21 protein-coding genes are annotated in these 20,906 nt (G+C 68.6%); 4 read left to right on the top strand and 17 right to left on the bottom strand.

Annotated elements, in window-relative coordinates:
• The first annotated feature begins 44 nt into the window (after nt 1–44).
• From BOQ54_RS01045 to BOQ54_RS01030, 4 genes are all read left to right on the top strand, one after another.
• The gene (locus BOQ54_RS01045; protein ID WP_055459542.1) at nt 45–1,838 is read left to right on the top strand and encodes a sensor histidine kinase; all 1,794 of its coding nucleotides are present in this window, start codon (nt 45–47) and stop codon (nt 1,836–1,838) included.
• Nucleotides 1,835–2,326 carry an HPr kinase/phosphorylase gene (locus tag BOQ54_RS01040; RefSeq protein ID WP_055459541.1) on the top strand — a complete coding sequence of 164 codons (492 nt, stop codon included), beginning with the start codon at nt 1,835–1,837 and terminating at the stop codon, nt 2,324–2,326. Before BOQ54_RS01045 ends, BOQ54_RS01040 begins: the two co-directional genes overlap by 4 nt.
• Before the next feature lie 88 nt (nt 2,327–2,414).
• The gene (locus tag BOQ54_RS01035; RefSeq protein ID WP_026015389.1) at nt 2,415–2,816 is read left to right on the top strand and encodes a PTS sugar transporter subunit IIA; all 402 of its coding nucleotides are present in this window, start codon (nt 2,415–2,417) and stop codon (nt 2,814–2,816) included.
• 14 nt (nt 2,817–2,830) lie between these two features.
• On the top strand, nt 2,831–3,157 hold the full coding sequence (locus BOQ54_RS01030) for an HPr family phosphocarrier protein (protein ID WP_063186935.1): 327 nt from the start codon (nt 2,831–2,833) through the stop codon (nt 3,155–3,157).
• A 41-nt stretch (nt 3,158–3,198) separates the two neighbouring features.
• Here the strand turns inward: BOQ54_RS01030 and BOQ54_RS01025 are convergent, their stop codons facing one another.
• The 17 genes from BOQ54_RS01025 to miaB form a co-directional block, all read right to left on the bottom strand.
• Nucleotides 3,199–4,521: a bifunctional folylpolyglutamate synthase/dihydrofolate synthase gene (locus tag BOQ54_RS01025; RefSeq protein ID WP_055459539.1), complete on the bottom strand. Its 1,323-nt coding sequence runs from the start codon at nt 4,519–4,521 to the stop codon at nt 3,199–3,201.
• A 29-nt stretch (nt 4,522–4,550) separates the two neighbouring features.
• Complete coding sequence (accD, locus tag BOQ54_RS01020) at nt 4,551–5,456, bottom strand: acetyl-CoA carboxylase, carboxyltransferase subunit beta (protein WP_055459538.1); 906 nt, start codon at nt 5,454–5,456, stop codon at nt 4,551–4,553.
• 185 nt (nt 5,457–5,641) lie between these two features.
• Nucleotides 5,642–6,478 (bottom strand): tryptophan synthase subunit alpha, encoded by an 837-nt coding sequence (gene trpA, locus BOQ54_RS01015; protein ID WP_425349128.1) that lies wholly within the window; start codon nt 6,476–6,478, stop codon nt 5,642–5,644.
• On the bottom strand, nt 6,478–7,653 hold the full coding sequence (gene trpB / locus BOQ54_RS01010; protein ID WP_425349135.1) for a tryptophan synthase subunit beta: 1,176 nt from the start codon (nt 7,651–7,653) through the stop codon (nt 6,478–6,480). Before trpB ends, trpA begins: the two co-directional genes overlap by 1 nt.
• Nucleotides 7,654–7,859: 206 nt before the next feature.
• The gene (locus tag BOQ54_RS01005) at nt 7,860–8,510 is read right to left on the bottom strand and encodes a phosphoribosylanthranilate isomerase (protein WP_055459536.1); all 651 of its coding nucleotides are present in this window, start codon (nt 8,508–8,510) and stop codon (nt 7,860–7,862) included.
• Between the two features lie 89 nt (nt 8,511–8,599).
• Entirely contained in the window at nt 8,600–8,929 is a 330-nt protein-coding gene (locus BOQ54_RS01000; RefSeq protein ID WP_083585863.1) for a LapA family protein, read from the bottom strand.
• A 13-nt stretch (nt 8,930–8,942) separates the two neighbouring features.
• Nucleotides 8,943–9,272: an integration host factor subunit beta gene (gene ihfB, locus BOQ54_RS00995; protein ID WP_055459534.1), complete on the bottom strand. Its 330-nt coding sequence runs from the start codon at nt 9,270–9,272 to the stop codon at nt 8,943–8,945.
• Between the two features lie 25 nt (nt 9,273–9,297).
• Complete coding sequence (sppA, locus tag BOQ54_RS00990) at nt 9,298–10,266, bottom strand: signal peptide peptidase SppA (RefSeq protein WP_055459533.1); 969 nt, start codon at nt 10,264–10,266, stop codon at nt 9,298–9,300.
• Between the two features lie 197 nt (nt 10,267–10,463).
• On the bottom strand, nt 10,464–12,167 hold the full coding sequence (rpsA, locus tag BOQ54_RS00985; RefSeq protein WP_055459532.1) for a 30S ribosomal protein S1: 1,704 nt from the start codon (nt 12,165–12,167) through the stop codon (nt 10,464–10,466).
• 341 nt (nt 12,168–12,508) lie between these two features.
• Entirely contained in the window at nt 12,509–13,198 is a 690-nt protein-coding gene (trmB, locus tag BOQ54_RS00980; protein ID WP_082464815.1) for a tRNA (guanine(46)-N(7))-methyltransferase TrmB, read from the bottom strand.
• Nucleotides 13,199–13,220: 22 nt separating this feature from the next.
• Nucleotides 13,221–14,405: a methionine adenosyltransferase gene (metK, locus tag BOQ54_RS00975; protein WP_071923076.1), complete on the bottom strand. Its 1,185-nt coding sequence runs from the start codon at nt 14,403–14,405 to the stop codon at nt 13,221–13,223.
• Nucleotides 14,406–14,598: 193 nt separating this feature from the next.
• Nucleotides 14,599–15,033 carry a helix-turn-helix domain-containing protein gene (locus BOQ54_RS00970; protein ID WP_055459530.1) on the bottom strand — a complete coding sequence of 145 codons (435 nt, stop codon included), beginning with the start codon at nt 15,031–15,033 and terminating at the stop codon, nt 14,599–14,601.
• Nucleotides 15,030–16,685 (bottom strand): apolipoprotein N-acyltransferase, encoded by a 1,656-nt coding sequence (gene lnt / locus BOQ54_RS00965; protein ID WP_071923075.1) that lies wholly within the window; start codon nt 16,683–16,685, stop codon nt 15,030–15,032. The genes BOQ54_RS00970 and lnt overlap by 4 nt, the downstream gene beginning before the upstream one ends.
• Nucleotides 16,682–17,812, bottom strand: coding sequence for a hemolysin family protein (locus BOQ54_RS00960; protein ID WP_083585862.1), 1,131 nt, complete (start codon nt 17,810–17,812; stop codon nt 16,682–16,684). The genes lnt and BOQ54_RS00960 overlap by 4 nt, the downstream gene beginning before the upstream one ends.
• 103 nt (nt 17,813–17,915) lie before the next feature.
• Nucleotides 17,916–18,407 (bottom strand): rRNA maturation RNase YbeY, encoded by a 492-nt coding sequence (gene ybeY, locus BOQ54_RS00955; RefSeq protein ID WP_186438011.1) that lies wholly within the window; start codon nt 18,405–18,407, stop codon nt 17,916–17,918.
• 2 nt (nt 18,408–18,409) lie between these two features.
• The gene (locus BOQ54_RS00950; RefSeq protein WP_096335216.1) at nt 18,410–19,420 is read right to left on the bottom strand and encodes a PhoH family protein; all 1,011 of its coding nucleotides are present in this window, start codon (nt 19,418–19,420) and stop codon (nt 18,410–18,412) included.
• Between the two features lie 51 nt (nt 19,421–19,471).
• Nucleotides 19,472–20,842: a tRNA (N6-isopentenyl adenosine(37)-C2)-methylthiotransferase MiaB gene (miaB, locus tag BOQ54_RS00945; protein WP_071923074.1), complete on the bottom strand. Its 1,371-nt coding sequence runs from the start codon at nt 20,840–20,842 to the stop codon at nt 19,472–19,474.
• Nucleotides 20,843–20,906 lie beyond the last annotated feature (64 nt).

Genomic DNA, 20,906 nt, shown 5'->3' with positions numbered 1-20,906 from the left:
AGAGTCGCCGGCCACTGGCCGGCGCGATGCGGTCGCGAGGAAGAATGACCGCCGAACCATTCGACGAGACCCGGACAGCGGCCGACGGTGCCGAGGCGGGTACACGGGTGCCGGCCCGTGCCGGCCTTGCCCGCCGGGTGAGCCGCGTCGGCCAGGCGGTCGTCACGCGCCTGTCGTCGAGCCTGACGCGGCGCATCGTCGTCCTGAACCTCGCCGGGCTCGTCGCCCTCTTCCTCGGCTTCCTCTATCTCAACCAGTTCCGCGCCGGCCTCATCGACGCGCGCGTGCAGAGCCTGCTCACCCAGGGCGAGATTATCGCCGGCGCCATTGCCGCCTCGGCGACGGTCGAGACCGACACGATCACCATCGATCCCGACAAGCTGCTGCAGCTTCAGGCGGGCGAGAGCTCGGGCCTGCAGGAGGATTTCTCGCCGCTCGAGTTCTCCATCAATCCCGAGCGTGTGGCGCCGCTGCTGCGCCGGTTGGTGACGCCCACGCGCACGCGCGCGCGCATCTACGACCGGGAGGGCTACCTTCTGCTCGATTCGCGCAATCTCTATTCGCGCGGTGACATCCTCAGCTTCGACCTGCCTCCGATCTCGCAGGATGAGCCGACGTTCCTCGAAAGCGGCTGGAAGTGGCTGAAGCGCCTCTTCGGCCGATCGGGCACGCCCTTCGCCGACGACATCACGGCAACGAGCGGCAAATCCCTGCCCGAGGTGCAGAAGGCGCTGACCGGCCTGCCGGGCAGCGTCGTGCGGGTCAACACCCGCGGCGAGACGACCGTATCCGTCGCCGTGCCCATCCAGCGTTTCCGCACCGTGCGCGGGGCGCTCGTCCTCTCCACCCAGGGTGGCGACATCGACACCATCATCGCCGCCGAGCGCTGGGCGCTGCTCCGGGTCTTCGCGGTCGCGGCCGCCGTCATGCTCGTGCTGTCGGTGCTGCTCGCCGGCACCATCGCCGGCCCAATGCGCCGTCTCGCCGAGGCCGCGGAGCGGGTGCGCCGAGGCATCAAGTCGCGGCAGGAGATTCCGGACTTCACCGACCGCTCGGACGAGATCGGGCATCTCTCGGGCGCCCTGCGCGACATGACGCGGGCGCTCTACAACCGCATCGAGGCCATCGAGACATTCGCGGCGGACGTGGCACACGAGCTCAAGAACCCGCTCACCTCGCTGCGCAGCGCCGTCGAGACGCTGCCGCTCGCCCGCAACGAGGAGTCGCGCAAGCGACTGCTCGCCGTCATCCAGCACGACGTCAAACGGCTCGACCGCCTGATCAGCGACATCTCGGACGCCTCGCGGCTCGACGCCGAACTCGCCCGCGCCGAGGCCGAGCCGGTCGACCTGCGCCGGCTGCTGGAGGCCGTGGTGACGGTGGCCAACGAAGTGCGCGGCGCCGAATCGGCCCCGATCCGCCTCGTGATCAAGGACAGCCCGCAGCGCGACGCCTATCTCGTCATGGGTCACGACAGCCGGCTCGGCCAGGTCGTCAACAACCTCATCGACAACGCGCGCTCCTTCTCGCCGCCGGGCCACGAAGTACGCGTAACGATGCAGCGCATCCGCGGCGAGATCGACATCACCGTCGACGACGACGGGCCGGGCATTCCGCCCCATGCCCTGGAACGCATCTTCGAGCGCTTCTACACCGACCGGCCGGAACAGGGCTTCGGCCAGAACTCGGGCCTCGGCCTGTCCATCTCCCGTCAGATCGTCGAAGCGCACCGGGGCCGTATCTGGGGCGAAAACCGAATGGCACCCGCCGCCGGCGCGGAGCCGCAATGCCTTGGCGCCCGCTTCGTGGTACGCTTGCCGGCTGCCGTGCGTTCATGACCGCCGCTGCCGCCCCGGCCCCGCCTGCGACAATCCATGCCGGCTGCGTCCTCGTGGACGAGGCGGGCATCCTTATCCGCGGGGCGTCGGGGAGCGGCAAGTCGCGGCTGGCGCTCGCCCTCGTCGCCGGAGCGCAGGCGAGCGGGCGCTTCGCCTGCCTCGTCAGCGACGACCGCTGCCGCGTGAGCGCCTGCAACGGTCGGCTCGTCGCCCGTGCCCCGATGGCTCTTGCGGGCCTCCTCGAGGTGCGCGGCCTCGGAATCGTCACCATGGAGGCCGAGGGCGCGGCGGTCGTGCGCCTCGTGGTCGATTGCGACATCGAGCCACCGGAACGATACCCGCAATTCACAGACCGGACGGTGACCGTCGAGGGCATCACCTTGCCGCGAATGCGGGTTCTTGGTGGCGACGCAGGCGTGACGGCCGCCATAATCCTTGGCATGCTGGCGCGATTCGAGCGTCCGATGCTGCACCTTTTGTCTGAATGATGACCAAATGGTCGCAGGCACTTGCACTTGCCGCCGCAATGCACAAAATGGGCGCTTCCTTTTGGGTGGCGGGGCCACGGGTTCTTGAATGATCGGTCTTGTGCTGGTGACCCACGGCTGCCTGGCGACGGAATTTCGCGCCGCGCTGGAGCACGTGGTTGGCCCTCAGAAACAGTTCGAAACCATCACCATCGGTCCGGATGATGACATGGAGAGCCGCCGCAGGGACATTCTGGCGGCAGTAGGCCAGGTCGACACGGGCGAAGGGGTGGTCGTGCTCACCGACATGTTCGGCGGCACCCCCTCGAATCTCGCGATCTCGGTGATGAACGGGCGCAAGGTCGAGGTGGTGGCGGGCATCAACCTGCCCATGCTCATCAAGCTTGCCAGCGTCCGCGACGAGAAGCCGCTGGAAGATGCCGTGCTGCAGGCGCAGGAAGCGGGCCGCAAATATATCAACGTGGCGAGCCGGGTGCTCGCCGGCAAGTGACGGCGGTTGTCGCAATGGACATCGACGCCTTCGACAACGACGACTGCCCCCCGGCGCCGGTGCCGGACGGCGCGCTGGCGCGCGAATTGCCGATCATCAACCGCAAGGGTCTGCATGCCCGTGCCTCGGCCAAATTCGTGCAGACCGTCGAGCGTTTCGGCGCCGACGTCACGGTGACCCGCTGCGGCGAAACCGTTGGCGGGCGTTCGATCATGGGTCTCCTGACCCTTGCCGCCGCGCAGGGCACCAGCATCACCGTGACGGCCAGGGGCGAGGATGCGCAGGCCTGCCTCGACGCCATCACAACCCTGCTCGCCGAGCGCTTCGGCGAGGACGAGTAGCCGCGCCCGCTCGGCCGCCGGGGGACGTTCGCGATCCGAGCCTATTGCGGAAGGGTGCCGTTGGCCGCCAGCACGTCCCCGGCGAGATAGAGCGAGCCCGTCACGAGAATGCGCGGCGGGCGTTCCCGCTCCGTCGCCCTCAACCCCGCGAGCGCCGCCTCGACGCTGTCGCTGGCCCGCGCCTGCAGGCCGACGGAGCGGGCGATACCCGCGACCTCCTCGGCCGGGCGGGCGGCGAGCTGCGAGGGGATCGGCACGGCGATGAGTTCCTGAGCGAGGCCCACGAAAGGCTTCAGGAAGCCGTCGGCGTCCTTGGTGCCGAGCATACCGACGATCATGACGAGCGGGGCGGGATGCCGCTCCTCGAGTTCCGCGAAGGCGGCGGCGAGCGCGCGGCCTCCGTCCGGATTGTGGCCGCCGTCGAGCCACAGCTCCGCCCCGTCCGGGGCAAGATCGACGAGGCTGCCCTGGCGCAGACGCTGCATGCGGGCGGGCCATTCGGCGCGGCTCATGCCGGCCTCGAAGGCCTCCGCCGGCAGGCGCCCATAACCGGCCGCCCGCAGGGTGGCGAGCGCCGTTCCCGCGTTGACGAGTTGGTGACGGCCGGCGAGCCGCGGCAGGGGCAGGTCGATGAGCCCCTGCTCGTCCTGGTAGACGAGGCGCCCGCGCTCCTCGTGCACATGAAAGTCCTGTCCGCCGACGAGGATCGAGCGGGCGCCGACGCGCTCCGCCGCCGCTTCGAGGACGGCCGTGGGCTCCGGCTCCTGCGGCGCGATGATCGCAGGTGCGCCGCGCTTGAAGATGCCGGCCTTCTCCGCGGCGATGCGCATGACGTTGTCGCCGAGATAATCGGCATGGTCGAGCGAGACCGGCGTCACGACACAGGCTTGCGGCGTCTCGACGACGTTGGTGGCATCGAGGCGTCCGCCGAGCCCGACCTCGAGCAGCAGCACGTCGGCCGGCGTCTCGGCGAAGAGCAACATGGCCGCTGCCGTCGTGATCTCGAACACCGTGATCGGAGCACCACCATTGGCGTCCTCGCAGCGCTCGAGAGCCGCGACGAGCCGGTCCTCGCCGACGAAGCGGCCACCGCCGGGACGGCCGAGCCGGATGCGCTCGTGGAAGCGCACGAGATGCGGCGAGGTGTAGACGTGAACGACGAGCCCGGCCGCCTCCAGAACCGCTCGCATGAAGGCGATTGTCGAGCCCTTGCCGTTGGTCCCGGCCACGTGGATGACCGGCGGCAGCTGGCGCTGGGGGGCACCGAGGCGCGTCAGCAGCCGCTCGATGCGGCCGAGGGACAGATCGATCGTCTTGGGATGCAGCGCGAGAAAGCGCGCGAGCATGGCATCGGACGATTCCATGGCGGTCCCCGGCCGTCTGGGGCTGATCGTTATTCCGCGGCGGCGTCGAGCGCCTGCATATCCGCAGGAGGCGCGACGACGGCGGGCTTGTCCTGCTTCATCAGCAGGCGGCACAGCCTGGCGACGGTCGCCTTCACGTCCCGGCGGTGAACGACCATGTCGACCATGCCGTGCTCCCGGAGATATTCCGAGCGCTGGAAGCCTTCCGGCAGCTTCTCGCGGATCGTCTGCTCGATGACGCGCGGACCCGCGAAGCCGATGAGGGCGCCCGGCTCGGCGATGTGCACGTCGCCCAGCATGGCGTAGGAGGCGGTGACGCCGCCGGTCGTCGGGTTGGTCAGCACCACGATATAGGGCAGACGGGCCTCGTTGAGCTTGCGCACCGCCACCGTCGTGCGCGGCATCTGCATGAGCGAGAGTATGCCCTCCTGCATGCGCGCACCGCCCGAGGAGACGAAGAGCACGAAGGGCGTGCGGCGGGCGAGCGCGGTTTCCATGCCGGTGATGATCGCCTCGCCTGCGGCCATGCCGAGCGAGCCACCCATGAACTCGAAATCCTGTACCGCCGCGGTGATGGTCGCACCCTCGACCTCGCCCACGCCAACCTGGACGGCATCCTGCATGCCGGTCTTGGCGCGGGCGTCGCGCAGGCGGTCGACATAGCGCTTCTCGTCGCGGAACTTGAGCGGGTCGATCGGCACCTCTGGCAGGGCGATCTCTTCCCATGCGCCGCCGTCGAAGAAGGAGACGAGGCGCGCCTTGGCGCCCATGCGCAGGTGATAATCGGAGCCCGGGATGACGAAGAGGTTGGCCTCGACGTCCTTGTGGAAGACCATCTGCCCCGTTTCGGGGCACTTGATCCAGAGATTTTCCGGCACCTCACGCTTGAACAGCGTCTTGATCTTGGGCCGTACGACGTCCGAAATCCAGTTCACGGGGGCAACCTCTGGTGTCCCGGCGTGGACCCGCCACGCCCGAATGGGTCACGGAACCTGGCCGCAACCCTGATATACCGTCACGCGGCCTTCACATAGACCTTCGCGAGGCTTTTCGCTAGGTGCGACGGTGTTGCAAAGGTGGCGCCTCTCCCTCATCCGGGGAACGGGAGAGGGCCTCGTCCTCACGCCGCCGTTGCCTTGGCGGCCGAGCGCACGCCGGCGGCGAGCTCGCCCACCAGCGCCTCCACGGCTGCGAGCGTCCCTGCCGTCGCCCGCCCCTCGCCGTCGAGCGAGGCGCGCACGGCCTCGACGAGGGCGGAGCCGACCACGACGCCGTCGGCGCCGCGGGCGATGGCCGCCGCGTGCTCGCCGGTCTTGACGCCGAAACCGACGACGACCGGCAGGTTCGTATGGGCCTTGATGCGCGCCACCGACTGCGCCACGGCGCCGAAATCCGGCGTCGCGCTGCCGGTGATGCCGGTGATCGAAACGTAGTAGACGAAGCCCGAAGTGTTGGCGAGCACAGCCGGCAGGCGCGCGTCGTCCGTTGTCGGCGTGGCGAGACGGATGAAGGACAGCCCCGCCTTTAGCGCCGGGACGCAGAGCTCGTCGTCCTCCTCCGGCGGCAGGTCGACCACGATGAGGCCGTCGACGCCGGCTTCACGCGCATCCTTCAGAAAGCGCTCGACGCCATAGATGTAGATGGGATTGTAATAGCCCATCAGGATGACAGGCGTGTCCGCCTCGCCCGCGCGGAGGGCGCGCACCATGTCGAGGGTCTTCTTAAGCGTCTGGCCGCCCTTCAGCGCCCGCTGCGAGGAGAGCTGGATGGCCGGGCCATCCGCCATCGGATCGGTGAAGGGCATGCCGATCTCGATGAGATCGGCGCCGGCGCGGGGCAACGCCTTCAGGATTGCGAGCGAGGTGTCGGCATCCGGATCACCGGCCGTGACGAAGGTCACGAGCGCCGCGCGGCCCTCGGCGCGGCAGGCGGCAAAGCGCCGGTCGATGCGGCTCATCAGAACTGTCCTCCAAGGATGTCGGCGACCTGCGGCACGTCCTTGTCGCCGCGGCCGGAGAGATTGACGACCATGATGTGGTCCTGAGGCTTTTGCGGCGCGAGCTCGACCACCTTGGCCAGCGCATGGGCCGGCTCGAGGGCAGGGATGATGCCCTCGAGCTTGGACAGGAGCATGAAGGCCTCGAGCGCCTCCTTGTCCGTCGCGGAGATGTAGGTGACGCGGCCGGTCTCGTGCAGGAAGGCGTGCTCGGGGCCGATGCCCGGATAGTCGAGCCCGGCCGAGATGGAGTGAGCCTCGGCGATCTGGCCGTCGTCGTCCATCAGCAGATAGGTGCGGTTGCCGTGCAGCACGCCCGGCCGCCCGCCGGTGAGCGAGGCCGCGTGCTGGCCGCTCGCAAGGCCGTGGCCGGCCGCCTCGACGCCGTAGATCTCGACATCCTTGTCGTCGAGGAAGGGATAGAACAGGCCCATGGCATTGGAGCCGCCGCCGATGCAGGCGACGAGCGAATCGGGCAGCCGCCCCTCGGCCGCAAGTATCTGCTCGCGCGTTTCCTTGCCGATGACGGCCTGGAAGTCGCGCACCATGCCGGGATAGGGATGGGGGCCCGCCACCGTGCCGATGCAGTAATAAGTGGTGGCGACATTCGTCACCCAGTCGCGCAGCGCCTCATTCATGGCGTCCTTGAGGGTGCGCGAGCCGGACTGGACGGGCACCACAGTGGCCCCGAGCATCTGCATGCGGAAGACATTGGGCTTCTGCCGCTCGACGTCGACGGCGCCCATGTAGATGACGCATTCGAGGCCGAAGCGCGCGCACAGCGTCGCCGTCGCGACGCCGTGCTGGCCCGCGCCGGTCTCGGCGATGATGCGCTTCTTGCCCATGCGGCGGGCCAGCAGGATCTGGCCGAGCACGTTGTTGACCTTGTGCGAGCCCGTGTGGTTGAGCTCCTCGCGCTTGAGATAGATCTTCGCGCCCTTGCCGCCGGCACCTTCACGCAGGCGCTCCGTCAGGCGCTCCGCATAATAGAGCGGGCTCGGCCGACCGACATAATGGGCGAGATAGCCGTCCATCTCTGCCTGGAAGGCGGGATCGTCCTTGGCCGCGGCATAGGCCTTCTCGACCTCGAGGATGACGGGCATCAGCGTCTCGGCGACGAAGCGGCCGCCGAACATGCCGAAATGGCCGCGCTCATCGGGCCCCGAGCGGTAGGAGTTGAGCGGTTGCACAGTCACGCGACCTTCATCCTTCTCAAGCGGCGGAGCCTCGGCCCGCGCCTCGTCCATTCTCTGTTCGTGCGACAGCGGGAACCGGCTCGCCGCCGAGGTCTCCCGTTGCATAAGCCAAAGCGGCCGGCAGGGCCACCGTGACCGTGACGCCTTCACGCCCGCGCCGCGGCGACAAAGGCAGCGATTCTACCAGCGTCCTTCTCGCCCGGCGCGCTCTCCACCCCGGAGGACACGTCGACGCCGACGAAACCTGGAACATCCGTCAGCCGCGCGACGGCTGTGCCCACATTGTCGGGATCGAGCCCGCCCGAGAGCATGAAGGGCCGCCCCCCGGCCCCAGCCGCGAGGATATCCCAGTCGAACGCGATGCCGTTGCCGCCGGGCAGCACGGCCCCCTTCGGCGGCTTGGCATCGAACAGCAGGCGGTCGACGACCGCCGCATAGGGAGCGTGGCGAGCGAGGTCTGCCGGCTCGCTGACGCCGATCGCCTTCATCACCTGCGTGCCGGCGAGCCGCCGGATGGCGGCCGCGCGCTCGGGCGTTTCCTTGCCGTGGAGCTGGAACCAGTCGGGCTTCAGGCGATCGCGGATGGCGGCGATCGCCGCGTCGTCGGCATCGACGGTGAGCGCGACGATCTCGGCGCGGCCGCGCACGAACCCGGCGAGGGTGACAGCCTCGGCGAGCGAGACATTGCGCGGGCTCTTGGGAAAGAAGACGAAGCCGACCATGTCGGCGCCCGCCGCCAGCGCCGCAGCGACGGCCTCGGCGCTTCTCAACCCGCAGATCTTGACGATGGTGGACATGACGCCTGCAAGTGGCACGACGGCACCGGCTTGTCCATCGGGTACCCCCGGTGACGCAACAGCGAAGCCGGCTGAAATGCTTCAGCGGCTCACGCCTTCGGCAGCGCGGCCCGCCCGGTGGTGCCGCGCAGTTGTTCGGCCTCGCTGCGCCATCGGTCCGCCTCGCGGCGATAGCGCTTCTCCGCCTTGCGGTGCTTGCCCTGGGCGAGCCAGGCGGCAATGCCGCCGACGAGGACGCCGAGTATCACCGCAGCGAAGATCACGACAAAGAATGGCACCGTCACGGCAAGAGCCGGCTCTGTGCGCGAGAAGGGATCAAAGGACAGCTGGACCGGCGCGCGGTTGGCCACCGCCAGGAGCACGATGACGACCGCGACTGGCGCCAGCACCAGAAACTTGACGAAGCGCTTCAACGTCACGGCTCCACTTCCCTCACGCGCTCACGCTCACGGCGGCCTTCCTGCCCGCCGCCGGGGCGGCGGCGCTGCCGTTGAGGCGCAGGCGCATCTCCTTGCCGGTCTTGAAGACGGGAATCATCTTCGATGCAACATCGACCGTCTCGCCCGTGCGCGGGTTGCGGCCAACGCGCGCATTGCGCTGCTTGACCGAAAAGGCGCCGAACCCGCGCAGCTCGACCCGATCGCCTCGCGCGAGCGCGCGAGTAATCTCCTCGAGGATCGCATTGACGATATTCTCGACATCGCGCTGGTAGAGGTGCGGATTCTGCTCGGCGATCCGCAACACGAGCTCGGACTTGATCATATCCCCCGCCTATCTCTTTGAAATTTCAATTATTTTGAAGCGAAGGGTGCCAGACGGCGAGGAGACCGTCAAGCCGTCCCGCTTCTTCGCGCAGCGCAGCCGCCCGCAGCGCACCGGCCAGGTCGTCATAACCGGCGAAAGCTGCCGCGCGGCCGAGGAGCGACCAGAACGACAGGCCGAGCCGCTCGCTCTCGGCCTTCCATTCCCGGACCGGCAGATCGCTGGCGAGCTTCTTCTCCTTCTCGAGCCATGCCACCGCCTGGCGCTGGCCGCCGAGTTCGTCGACGAGACCAAGTTCCTTCGCCTGGCGACCGGTGAAGACACGCCCGTCGGATACCTGATCGAGCGCGGGGCCGGAGAGGGAGCGACGCTGGCCGACAAGGCCCTTGAACCAGGCGAAGGAATCGCGAACGACGCTCTCGAGCGCGGCGCGCGCCTCCGGCGAAGTGGGCTCGAACCCGTTCGGCGCCGCCTTGAGCGGGCTCGACTTCACTTCCTCCACCTTCACTCCGAGGGTGTCGAGCAGGCCGGCGAGGTTGGGATACTGGATCAGGACACCGATGGAGCCGACGAGCGAGGTATCGCGCGAGACGATGCGCTCGGCCGCAAGGGCGGTGATATAGCCGCCGGAGGCGGCGAGGCCGTCGACGAGCGCGACCGTCGGCTTCTCCGCGGCGAGCTCGCGCAGCGCCGTATAGATCGCCTCGGCGCCGGAGGTGGTGCCGCCGGGGCTGTCGACGCGCACCAGCACGGCGCGCACCGAGCGGGCGTCCTTGACTCGCCTGATGAGGTCGAGCGTGCGCTGGTCGCCACTGATGAAGCCGCCGATGCGGATGGCGGCGATCTGGTCACCCGTGACCACCGAACCCGCGCCGAACCGCGCACCGAGCGCGACCACGACGGCGATGAGGGCGAAGACGGCAAGGACGCGCCAGAACGAGAGCTTGCGCCTCAGGCGCCGGCGGTCTGCCATGATGTCGGCATCGTATGTCATTGGCGAAGCTCGGCTCTTCACCTCGGCTGGTCGGGACGCCGTGGACACTAGCCCCGGGCCCCGTCACGGGCAAGGCGGGGCGGTGACAAAAAGCAGGCAAAGCAAAACCCGCCCGGAGGCCGGGCGGGTCGCTTGCGAGGATCACCTGCAGATCGTGCTGCGGGGCAGCATGGCCGTCCCGCAACGAAGATCGCGGCTTACTTCTTCTCGTTGGCGCGCTTGAGGGCGGCGCCGAGGATGTCGCCGAGCGAGGCGCCCGAGTCGGTCGAACCGTACTGGGCGATCGCCTCCTTCTCCTCCGCGACCTCGAGGGCCTTGATGGAGAGCTGGATGCGGCGGGCCTTGCGGTCGAACTGCACGACGCGGGCATCGACCTTCTCGCCCGGGGCGAAGCGCTCGGGGCGCTGCTCGGAGCGGTCCCGCGCGAGCTCGGCGCGGCGGATGAAGGCGGTCATGTCGGTGTCGACGATCTTCACCTCGATGCCGGAATCCTTCACCTCGACCACCTCGCAGGTGACGACGGCGCCCTTCTTGACATCGCCGGCATCGGCGAAGGGGTCGCCCTCGAGCTGCTTAATGCCGAGCGAGATGCGCTCCTTCTCGACGTCGACGTCGAGAACGACGGCACGCACCACGTCGCCCTTCTTGAACTCCTCGATGACCTGCTCGCCGGGACGGTTCCAGTCGAGATCCGACAGGTGGACCATGCCGTCGACGTCGCCGTCGAGACCGATGAAGAGGCCGAATTCGGTCTTGTTCTTGACCTCGCCCTCGACGACGGAACCGATCGGGAACTTCTCGGCGAAGGCATCCCACGGGTTCTGCAGGGTCTGCTTGAGGCCGAGCGAGATGCGGCGCTTGACCGGATCGACCTCGAGAATCTGCACCTCGACCTCCTGGGAGGTCGACACGATCTTGCCGGGGTGGACGTTCTTCTTCGTCCAGCTCATCTCGGAGACGTGGATGAGGCCCTCGATGCCCGGCTCGAGCTCGACGAACGCACCGTAGTCGGTGATGTTCGTCACGCGGCCCTTGAAGCGGGCGTTGACCGGGTAGCGGCCGGCGATGCCTTCCCACGGATCGGCCAGCAGCTGCTTGATGCCGAGCGAGATGCGGTGCGTCTCGTGGTTGATCTTGATGATCTTGACCTTGACGGTCTGGCCGATCGAGACGACGTCGGTCGGGTGGTTGACGCGCCGCCACGCCATGTCGGTGACGTGCAGCAGGCCGTCGATGCCGCCGAGGTCGACGAAGGCGCCGTACTCGGTGATGTTCTTGACCACACCCTCGACGACCTGCCCCTCCTCGAGGTTGGCCACGAGCTCGGAACGGGCCTCGGCGCGCGTCTCCTCGAGCACCGTGCGGCGCGAGACGACGATGTTGCCGCGGCGGCGGTCCATCTTGAGGATCTGGAACGGCTGCGGCACGCCCATGAGCGGCGTGACGTCGCGCACCGGACGGATGTCGACCTGCGAACGCGGCAGGAAGGCCACGGCACCGTCGAGGTCGACGGTATAGCCGCCCTTGACCTGGTTGAAGATGATGCCTGTGACCTTCTCATTGTCCTCGAAGGCCTTCTCGAGCTTGACCCAGCTCTCTTCCCGGCGCGCCTTGTCGCGCGAGATGACGGCTTCACCGAGCGCATTCTCGATGCGCTCCAGGTAAACCTCGACCTCGTCACCCACCTCGAGCGACTGGTCCCGACCCGGACCGACGAATTCCTTGAGAGCAACGCGGCCTTCGGTCTTCAGGCCGATATCAATGACGGCGACGTCCTTCTCGATGGCGACGACGCGGCCCTTGACGACGGAACCCTCGACGGGCTCGGCATGCGAGAAGGACTCTTCGAGAAGCGCCGCGAAATCTTCACGGGACGGGGCCTGGTGAGCGGATACGGACATTCGGTCTCCTAACGCCGATCAAGGCGGACAACGCCGGCGGCTGGTGTTGCATCACGCCCCCTGTCGCCGGCCGCACGGAATACGCACGTATTCCATGCGGTAGTGGCCGCCCGCCTGCACCATGCGGCCCGGCGGCCGTGCCGGCGTCTTGAACCGGCGACGGAGAGCGTCTGATCAATGTCGGGGAGCGGGGGTCTTGCGGCACGGAGCCCATCTCGCACGAAGCTAATGGCAAACTCCGCCGCACACAGGATGCAGCGCCCCACCGAACGGTGGTGTCATAACGAAAACGCGGCTTTTCCACAAGCGGAAACGGCCGAGCGACGGGGAAAAGGAACCCGTCAGCGCCGCACGAAGGTGAGATACATCGGCAGGCGCCCTTCCCGCAGCGCCTTGGCCTCGTAGCGCGTGCCGGGCCAGCCCGTCCAGGGCCGGCGCCAGTCGTCCGCTCGTTCGGCCCGCCAGGCGAAGAGGCCGCTGCGGTCGATCCGCGCCAGCGCCCAGGCGGCATAGTCGTCGATGTCGGTGGCGAAGCGTAGCTCGGCGCCCGGCCGCATGACGCGCGCGAGCGCGGCGAGGGTTTCCTCGCCGATGAAGCGCCGCTTGCGGTGGCGGCGCTTCGGCCAGGGGTCGGGATAGAGCACGAAGACGCGCCCGATAGAGGCCTCGGGCAGACGCGGCAGGACGAGGGTCGCATCATCGTCCCAGACACGCAGGTTGGCGATGGCGTGCTCCTCGACGCCGGCAAGGAGCTTCGCCATGCCATTGACGAAGGGCTCGCAGCCAATGAAGCCGATGTCCGGGTTCTCGCGGGCGCGGGCGAGAAGGTGCTCGCCGCCGCCGAAGCCGATCTCGAGCCAGACCTCACGGACCGGATGCGGGAACAGGCCCGCGGGGGCGAGCTTATCCGTGCCCGCCGGCAGGCGCAGCCGCGGCAACACCTCCGCCAGCAGGCGGGCGTGGTTGTCGCGCAGCTTGTGGCCCTTGCGGCGCCCGAAGAAGGCGCCGCCCCTGTCCTGCTCCGCGATCACGCGTGTCGTCCGGATACCTGCCTCAGCCGAGCGCGGCGCGGATGGCGCCGGCGAGATCGGTGCGCTCCCAGGAGAAGCCACCGTCCGCCTCGGGAGCGCGGCCGAAATGACCGTAGGCCGAGGTGCGGGCGTAGATCGGCCGGTTGAGGCCGAGGTGCTGGCGGATGCCGCGCGGCGACAGGTCCATCACGTCCATGAGCACGCGCTCGAGCCGTGCCTCCTCGACCTCGCCGGTGCCGTGCAGGTCGACATAGAGCGACAGGGGCCTGGAGACGCCGATGGCGTAGGAGAGCTGGATGGTGCAGCGCTGGGCGAGGCCCGCCGCCACCACGTTCTTGGCGAGGTAGCGCGCGGCATAGGCGGCCGAGCGGTCGACCTTGGTCGGGTCCTTGCCCGAGAAGGCACCGCCCCCGTGCGGCGCCGCCCCGCCGTAGGTGTCGACGATGATCTTGCGCCCGGTCAGGCCGCAGTCGCCATCCGGACCGCCAATCACGAACTTGCCCGTCGGGTTGACGTGCCAGACGGTCTTGTCGTCGACCCAGCCCGCGGGCAGCGACTTGCGCACATAGGGCTCCACGATCGCGCGGATGTCGTGCGAGGTCAGCTCCTTGCCGGCATGGCTCTCGATGTGCTGGGTCGAGACCACGATCTGGGTGACGCCGACCGGCTTGCCGTCGGCGTAGCGCACCGTCACCTGGCTCTTGGCGTCGGGACCGAGCAGGCCGGTCTCGCCGGACTTGCGCGCGGCGGTCAGCGTCTTGAGGATCTCGTGAGCGTAGTAGATCGGGGCGGGCATCAGCTCGGGCGTCTCGCGGCAGGCGTAGCCGAACATGATGCCCTGGTCGCCGGCGCCCTCGTCCTTGTTGCCGGAAGCATCGACGCCCTGCGCGATGTGCGCCGACTGGGCATGGAGGTGTACCTCGACCTTGGCCGTCTCCCAGTGGAAGCCTTCCTGCTCGTAGCCGATGTCCTTGATGGCAAGGCGGGCGAGGTGGGCGAGATAGTCGTTCGTGATGTCGGACGGGCCGCGCACCTCGCCGGCGATGACGACGCGGTTGGTGGTCGCCAGCGTCTCGCAGGCGACGCGCGCCTCCGGCATGGCGCTGAGATAGGCGTCGACAATCGTGTCCGAGATCCGGTCGCAGACCTTGTCAGGATGGCCTTCCGAAACGGATTCGCTGGTGAAGAGATAGTCCGAACGCGCCACGTTCCCGATCCTTTCGTCACACGCCAAGGCCCGTCTCCGAGCTCCAGGAAAGAGACCGTGTTACAGACCGGATTGCATCGCAGTCCGGTCGGAACGGGCTCTGGCCCAAAGGCGAGGTGTTGTGACAGCCCGGACGCACAGGGTCAAGATGGAATGACGGACGGGTTCGATAGAGCGAACGAAACGGACGGCGTCAGGCGTCCTCGCCTTCCGTGTCGGCGAGAGCGACGACGAGGTCGACGATGCGCCGGCGCACCTTCGCGTCCTTGATGCGGATGAAGGCCTTGGTGAGCTGCACGCCCTCGCTCGTCGACAGGAAGTCGGACACATAGCTCGAGGATGGCGCCTCGGCGAAGCCACCGCCGATGACGCCGTCCGCCGCCGGCGCGCCGTCAAAGAAAAACTCTACCGGCACGCCGAGCACCTTGGCGATCTGCTGGAGGCGGCTCGCGCCGATGCGGTTCGTGCCCTTTTCGTACTTCTGCACCTGCTGGAAAGTCAGGCCGAGGGATTCGCCAAGCTTTTCCTGGCTCATGCCGACGAACATGCGTCGCATGCGCACGCGACTGCCGACGTGCTTGTCGATCGGATTGGGGACTTTCTTGACGCTCGCAGGCGCTGTTCTCATGGTCTTCCCGTCCGTTCGTCGCGGCCCACCCGGCCATGTCGCCGTGCGGTCATCGCGCCGGCGGCTACACTCAAGGTGAAGAACCAGAATACCACATCCCCGAGCCGGGCATAAATCGTCGGTGACAGCGCTTCAGGCAAGGGGGCATCGAGAATCCCCTCCGTCCCCAGCGGCAGCGAGGCGATGACCCGGCCGTAGCCGTCGGCGACCGCCGAGATGCCGGTGTTGGCCGCCCGCACGAGAGGAATACCTTCCTCAATGCTGCGTAGCCGGGCTTGCGCCATGTGCTGGTAGGGGCCGGGCGTCTCACCGAACCAGGCATCGTTCGTGACATTGATCAGAACGCCGGGACGCGTGCCGTCCTGCGGCACCACCGCGCCCGGAAAGATCGCCTCGTAGCAGATGAGCGCCGCCACCGGCGGCAGGCCCGGCACCGGTAGGACGGTTCGCTCGCGCCCGGCCTCGAAGCCGCCCGGCGCATGCACGAACTGGCGCAGGCCCAGACGGCGCAGCAGCCCGTCCAGCGGCAGGTATTCGCCGAAGGGGACAAGGTGAACCTTGTCGTAGATGCCGGTGATGCGGCCTTCGTCGTCGACGACCTGGACCGCATTGAAGAAGCGCAGGCTCGTCTCGCCGGGGAGCGGCTCCATCGCCCGCGCGGCGCCCGTGACGAGCACAGCCCCGGGCGGCAGAAGCGCCGCGATGGCGCCAAGGGCATCGGGGTCGCGCGCGAGAAGGAATGGAAAGGCGCTTTCGGGCCAGACGAGATGGGTGACGCCATCCATGCCCCGAGCCGCACCGGCAGGCGCGACGCCGTCACCCTGCACGGCGGGCCCGTTGTCGCTGAGCGCAAGATAGCGGTTGAGGATCGCCTCCCGGTTCTCGGGACGGAACTTGGCATCCTGCGGCAGGTTTGGCTGCATGATGCGCAACGCAACGCCCGGCACGGTCGGTGAGGGGCTTCCGGGCAGCCGCCACAATCCGTAGCCGGCCATGGCGGCGAGGACGAGCAGGCCGGCGACCGTCGGCCCCGCACGACGCCAGTGCCCGCCGTCGTCGGCGAGGGTCGCCGGTGCCGCGAGAATCGCCGCCGCAAGCACCGTCAGGCCGTAGAGCCCGACGAGGGACGCCACCTGCGCCAGGTGCAGCTGCTGGCCGAGGGCCATGCCGAGGCTGTTCCAGGGAAAGCCCGTGAGGATGTGGCCGCGCAGCCATTCGGCAACGGCAAGGCCCGTGGCGAGGGCGAGGATGCGCGCCGGGCCGGGAGACCAGATGAGCCGGGCGAGGCCGAAGCCGAGAGCATAGAAGAAGGCGAGCCCCGCGGGCAGGCCGACGACGCCGAGCGGCAACGCCCAGGCGAACTCGTCCGCCTCCACCAGGAAGGCGGCGCCGAGCCACCACAGGCCGGCGAGAAAATAGCCGAAGCCGAACCACCAGCCGGTCGCCGCGGCCGCCAGCACGGGGCGCATCGGCGTGCGCCCGCCCGCCCCGTCAATGAGCCAGACGGCGAGCGGCAGGCTGACGGCGAGCACGGGCCAGAGCCCGAAAGGCGGCATGGCGAGGGCGGCGAGCCCCCCCGCGGCGAAGGCCGTCAGGCGCCGTCGCCATCCCCAGGACAGGACGACGCCGCGCGCGAAGCCGGCGAGCGTCAAGCGGCGGCTCCCGGCTTCTGGTGCTCCAGCGCATCCCGCGCCGCAGTCACGTTGTCTTCCGTCACGGGCGCAGGCGCCTCTTCCGCCCCGCCCTCGGCCCTGCGGGCCGCGCGGCGCACCAGGGCCGGCTCGGTCCTGACCTTGTGGATGCGGATCTTTTTCAGGCGGCGCGGATCGGCATCGAGAATCTCGAATTCGAGGCCTTCGGGCCCCGGCACAAGCTCGCCGCGTACCGGCACGCGGCCGGCGAGGGTGACGATGAGGCCGCCGAGCGTATCGACCTCCTCGGCGATATCAGCGTCGGCGAGTTCGACGCCGAGAGCCTCCGAGACGTCCTCGAGGCTGGCGCGCGCATCGATGATCCAGCGTTCGTCGCCGTCGGCGACGATCTGCGAGGCCTCCTCGTCGTCGTGCTCGTCCTCGATGTCGCCCACGATCATCTCAACGATGTCCTCCATCGAGACGAGGCCATCGGTGCCACCATATTCGTCGATGACGAGGGCCATATGCGTGCGCGTCGTCTGCATCTTCACGAGCAGGTCCATGGCCGGCATGGACGGCGGCACGAAGAGCACCGGGCGCAGGATGCTGGCGCGCGAGAGCGGGGCCTCGAGGTCGACGCCGAGTCGCACGGCCTGGGCCTGCACCTCCACCGGCGCATCGCCACGGCCGCGGCCGACATTCCGGCGCAGGCGCTCGCGACCCGCCGTCTCAGCTCGCGCGGCGATATAGTCGACGAAATCACGGATGTGCACCATGCCGAGCGGCTCGTCGAGATTCTCGCCGTAGACGGGAATGCGCGAATGGCCGGCCGTGCGGAAGAGGTGCAGCACGCTCGCGAGGGTCGCGGAAGCCTGCACGGCGACGATGTCGGCGCGCGGCACCATCACGTCGTTGACACGCAACTCGCGCAGCGACAGGACGTTCTTGAGCAGGGAACGCTCGATCGGCGTGAATTCTCCGCCAGGCAGGTTGGTGTCGAGCGCATCCGCGAGATCCTCGCGGATCGAGGGGCCGGCCTTCAGTCTGAGACCCGTGAGTAGCCGCTCTATCCAGCTTTCGTGCTCTCCATCCCGCCCCTGTGGAGCGGGCCTCGCTTCCTCGCTCGAACTTCGATCCTCGCTCATCGTCCTTCTTGGCTCCAGGAGCATGTACGCCAAGGGCCGCGGCCCCGTCGCAGGCGCTTCATGCACAAACAACGACTTTGGGGCGGAACGGGCCCGCCACCCTTCACTCGCCCAAGGCCGCACCGGCGTAAGGATCGGCGATGCCGAGCCCCGCCAGAATGCGGATTTCGAGACCTTCCATCTCCTCGGCCTCGCCATCGGTCTCATGATCATAACCGAGAAGATGCAGCATCCCATGCACGACGAGATGGGAAAGGTGGTCGGCCAGCGTCTTGCCCTCCTCGTCCGCCTCCCGCCGCGTCGTCTCGTAGGCGATGATGACATCGCCGATATGGGGTGCCGAGGCCAGTTGTTGAGGGGGGCAGGCGGGGAAGGACAGGACGTTCGTCGCCTTGTCCTTGCCGCGCCAGCGGGCGTTGAGCGCGCGCACGGTCTTGTCGTCCGCAAGGACGACGCTCACCTCGGCGCCCGGCGCGACCGGACGCCCGCCGGCATCGAGCGTCGCCTGCGCCGCACGTGCCACGAGCGCATCCGCGCCGGCCAACTCGTCCCAGCCCTCGCTTTCGACGGCGATGTCGATATGGGCGCCGTTCACGCTCAGATCCCCCGGCCGACCTCGTCATAAGCCTTGACGATGCGCCGCACGAGCTCGTGCCGTACGACATCCGCCTCCTTGAAGGTGATGCGGCCGATACCTTCGACGCCGTCGAGGATACGCACCGCCTCGACGAGGCCCGACACTTGCCCGGGCGGCAGGTCGATCTGCGAAGGGTCGCCCGTGACGATCATGCGGGAGCCCTCGCCGAGGCGGGTCAAGAACATCTTCATCTGCATTGACGTGCAATTCTGCGCCTCGTCGAGCAGGATCGCAGCATTGGTGAGCGTACGCCCGCGCATGAAGGCGAGCGGCGCGATCTCGATGACGCCGGTGGACAGGCCGCGCTCGACATGGCGCGCCTCCATGAAGTCGTAGAGCGCATCGTAGACCGGCCTGAGGTACGGATCGACCTTCTCGCGCATGTCGCCGGGCAGGAAGCCAAGGCGCTCACCTGCCTCCACTGCCGGGCGCGACAGGACGAGCCGCTCGACGACGCCCTGCTCGAGGAGCGAGACGGCATGGCCGACGGCGAGCCAGGTCTTGCCGGTGCCGGCCGGCCCCTCGGCGAAGACGAGCTCGCAGCGCCGCAGCAGGCGCAGATAGGCGTCCTGCGCCGCGTTCCGCGCCCTGACGGCGCCGCGCTTGCGGGTCGCAATCTGCTCGAAGGTCGAGCGCTGCTGCGCCTCATCCGCCGGCGGGAAGAGCGAGCCCTGGCGGGCGCTCTCGGCGATGGCGCCGTCGACGTCGCCGAGGGAGACGATCTCGCCGGCGCGCGCCCGCTCGTAGAGGCTCTGCAGCACGCGGCGCGCCTGCTCGGCCGCCTCGCTCGTGCCGCGGATGACGATGTGGTTGCCGTTGGCGTTGGCGAGCACGCCGAGACGTCGCTCGAGATGGGCAAGGTTCTGGTCGTACTGGCCGGCGACGACGCTGGCGAGTCGGTTGTCTTCGAAGGCGATCTTGATCTCCGGGGCATCGCGGGCGCCGCCAAAGGCCTGCGACCTGTCCTTCACCTGACGCTGCGGCAGACCATCGTCTGGCTTCAAGCTCGTTCTCCTCGCGTCCTAGGCTGCGCTCGCCCTCTCCTCGGGCGGGCCGGCGGCGAGCCGGCCGAACAGGCTGTTGGGGGCCGCCCCGACGATCTCGACCGGGACGATGTCGCCGACGGTGAGGCCCTCGGTCTCGAGCTGCACCGCCTGCAGATAGGGCGACTTGCCGGCGAGCTGGCCGGCATGGCGCCCGGGCCGCTCGATGAGGACATCGACCGTGCGCCCGACGGTCGCGGCGTTGAACGCGCGCCGGTCCTCGTCGAGAGCGGCCTGCAGGCGCGCGAGCCGCTCGGCCTTGACGGGCTCGGGCACCTGCCCCTCCATCTCCGCCGCCGGCGTGCCGGGGCGCGGGCTGTACTTGAAGGAATAGGCGCTGGCGAAGCCGATGTCGGCGACGAGGCGCATGGTGGCCTCGAAATCCGCGTCGCTCTCGCCGGGAAAGCCCACAATAAAATCGGACGACAGCGCGATGTCCGGCCGTGCCTTGCGCACGGCGTCGATGATGCGCCGGTACTCGTCGCCGGTGTGGCGGCGATTCATGGCGGCAAGGATTGCGTCGGATCCTGCCTGCACCGGCAGGTGGAGATAGGGCATCAGCGCCGGCAGGTCGCGATGGGCGGCGATCAGCGTCTCGTCCATGTCACGCGGATGGCTCGTGGTGTAGCGGAGGCGGGCCAGCCCCGGCACCTCGGCCAGGCGTTCGAGCAGCATGCCGAGCGTCCAGTCGCGCCCGTCCGGCCCCTCGCCGTGATAGGCGTTGACGTTCTGGCCGATGACGGTGATCTCGCGTACACCCGCCCCGGCGAGCCGCTCGGCCTCGGCGAGGATCTTGGCGACGGGGCGGGAGACCTCGGCGCCACGCGTGTAGGGCACGACGCAAAAGGTGCAGAACTTGTCGCAACCCTCCTGCACGGTGAGGAAGGCCGAGACGCCACGGGCGCGGATCTTCTCCCGTGCGGGGGCCGGCAGATGGTCGAACTTGTCCTCGGCCGGGAATTCCGTGTCGACGAAGCCGGGGCGCGCGCTCGCCTCGGCGAGAAGCTCGGGCAGGCGATGATAGCTCTGCGGCCCGACCACGAGGTCGACGACGGGCGCGCGGCGCACAATCTCGCCACCCTCGGCCTGGGCCACGCAGCCGGCGACGACGACCTGCGTCTGGCGCCCCTCGGTCGCTCGCTCCTTCTTCATCTCGCGCAGGCGGCCGAGCTCCGAATAGACCTTTTCGGCGGCCTTTTCGCGGATGTGGCAGGTATTGAGGATGACCAGATCGGCGTCCTCCGCCGTTCGGGCCTCCACATAGCCCTTGGCTGCCAGGGCGTCCGCCATGCGCTCCGCATCGTAGACGTTCATCTGACAGCCGTAGGATTTGACGAAAACCTTCTTCACGTGTCTGCCTGTCACCCGCTTTCGACTCAAGGCTCCGGGCCGACCGGCCCGTCCCTCTGTTTAA

It is taken from the genome of Chelatococcus daeguensis (assembly GCF_001887265.1).
In the GTDB taxonomy this organism is placed as follows: Bacteria; Pseudomonadota; Alphaproteobacteria; order Rhizobiales; family Beijerinckiaceae; genus Chelatococcus_A; species Chelatococcus_A sambhunathii.
Note: the sequence above shows the minus strand (reverse complement) of the source record. Positions and strands in the feature narration are given on the sequence as shown.

Coding starts and splice junctions, on each gene's coding strand:
- BOQ54_RS01045 (WP_055459542.1), top strand. CDS start 45: ATGACCGCCGAACCATTCGACGAGACCCGGACAGCGGCCGACGGTGCC.
- BOQ54_RS01040 (WP_055459541.1), top strand. CDS start 1,835: ATGACCGCCGCTGCCGCCCCGGCCCCGCCTGCGACAATCCATGCCGGC.
- BOQ54_RS01035 (WP_026015389.1), top strand. CDS start 2,415: ATGATCGGTCTTGTGCTGGTGACCCACGGCTGCCTGGCGACGGAATTT.
- BOQ54_RS01030 (WP_063186935.1), top strand. CDS start 2,831: ATGGACATCGACGCCTTCGACAACGACGACTGCCCCCCGGCGCCGGTG.
- BOQ54_RS01025 (WP_055459539.1), bottom strand. CDS start 4,521: ATGGAATCGTCCGATGCCATGCTCGCGCGCTTTCTCGCGCTGCATCCC.
- trpA (WP_425349128.1), bottom strand. CDS start 6,478: ATGAGCCGCATCGACCGGCGCTTTGCCGCCTGCCGCGCCGAGGGCCGC.
- trpB (WP_425349135.1), bottom strand. CDS start 7,653: ATGTTCGGCGGCCGCTTCGTCGCCGAGACGCTGATGCCCGTCATCCTC.
- BOQ54_RS01005 (WP_055459536.1), bottom strand. CDS start 8,510: ATGTCCACCATCGTCAAGATCTGCGGGTTGAGAAGCGCCGAGGCCGTC.
- ihfB (WP_055459534.1), bottom strand. CDS start 9,272: ATGATCAAGTCCGAGCTCGTGTTGCGGATCGCCGAGCAGAATCCGCAC.
- sppA (WP_055459533.1), bottom strand. CDS start 10,266: ATGACATACGATGCCGACATCATGGCAGACCGCCGGCGCCTGAGGCGC.
- rpsA (WP_055459532.1), bottom strand. CDS start 12,167: ATGTCCGTATCCGCTCACCAGGCCCCGTCCCGTGAAGATTTCGCGGCG.
- BOQ54_RS00970 (WP_055459530.1), bottom strand. CDS start 15,033: ATGAGAACAGCGCCTGCGAGCGTCAAGAAAGTCCCCAATCCGATCGAC.
- BOQ54_RS00960 (WP_083585862.1), bottom strand. CDS start 17,812: ATGAGCGAGGATCGAAGTTCGAGCGAGGAAGCGAGGCCCGCTCCACAG.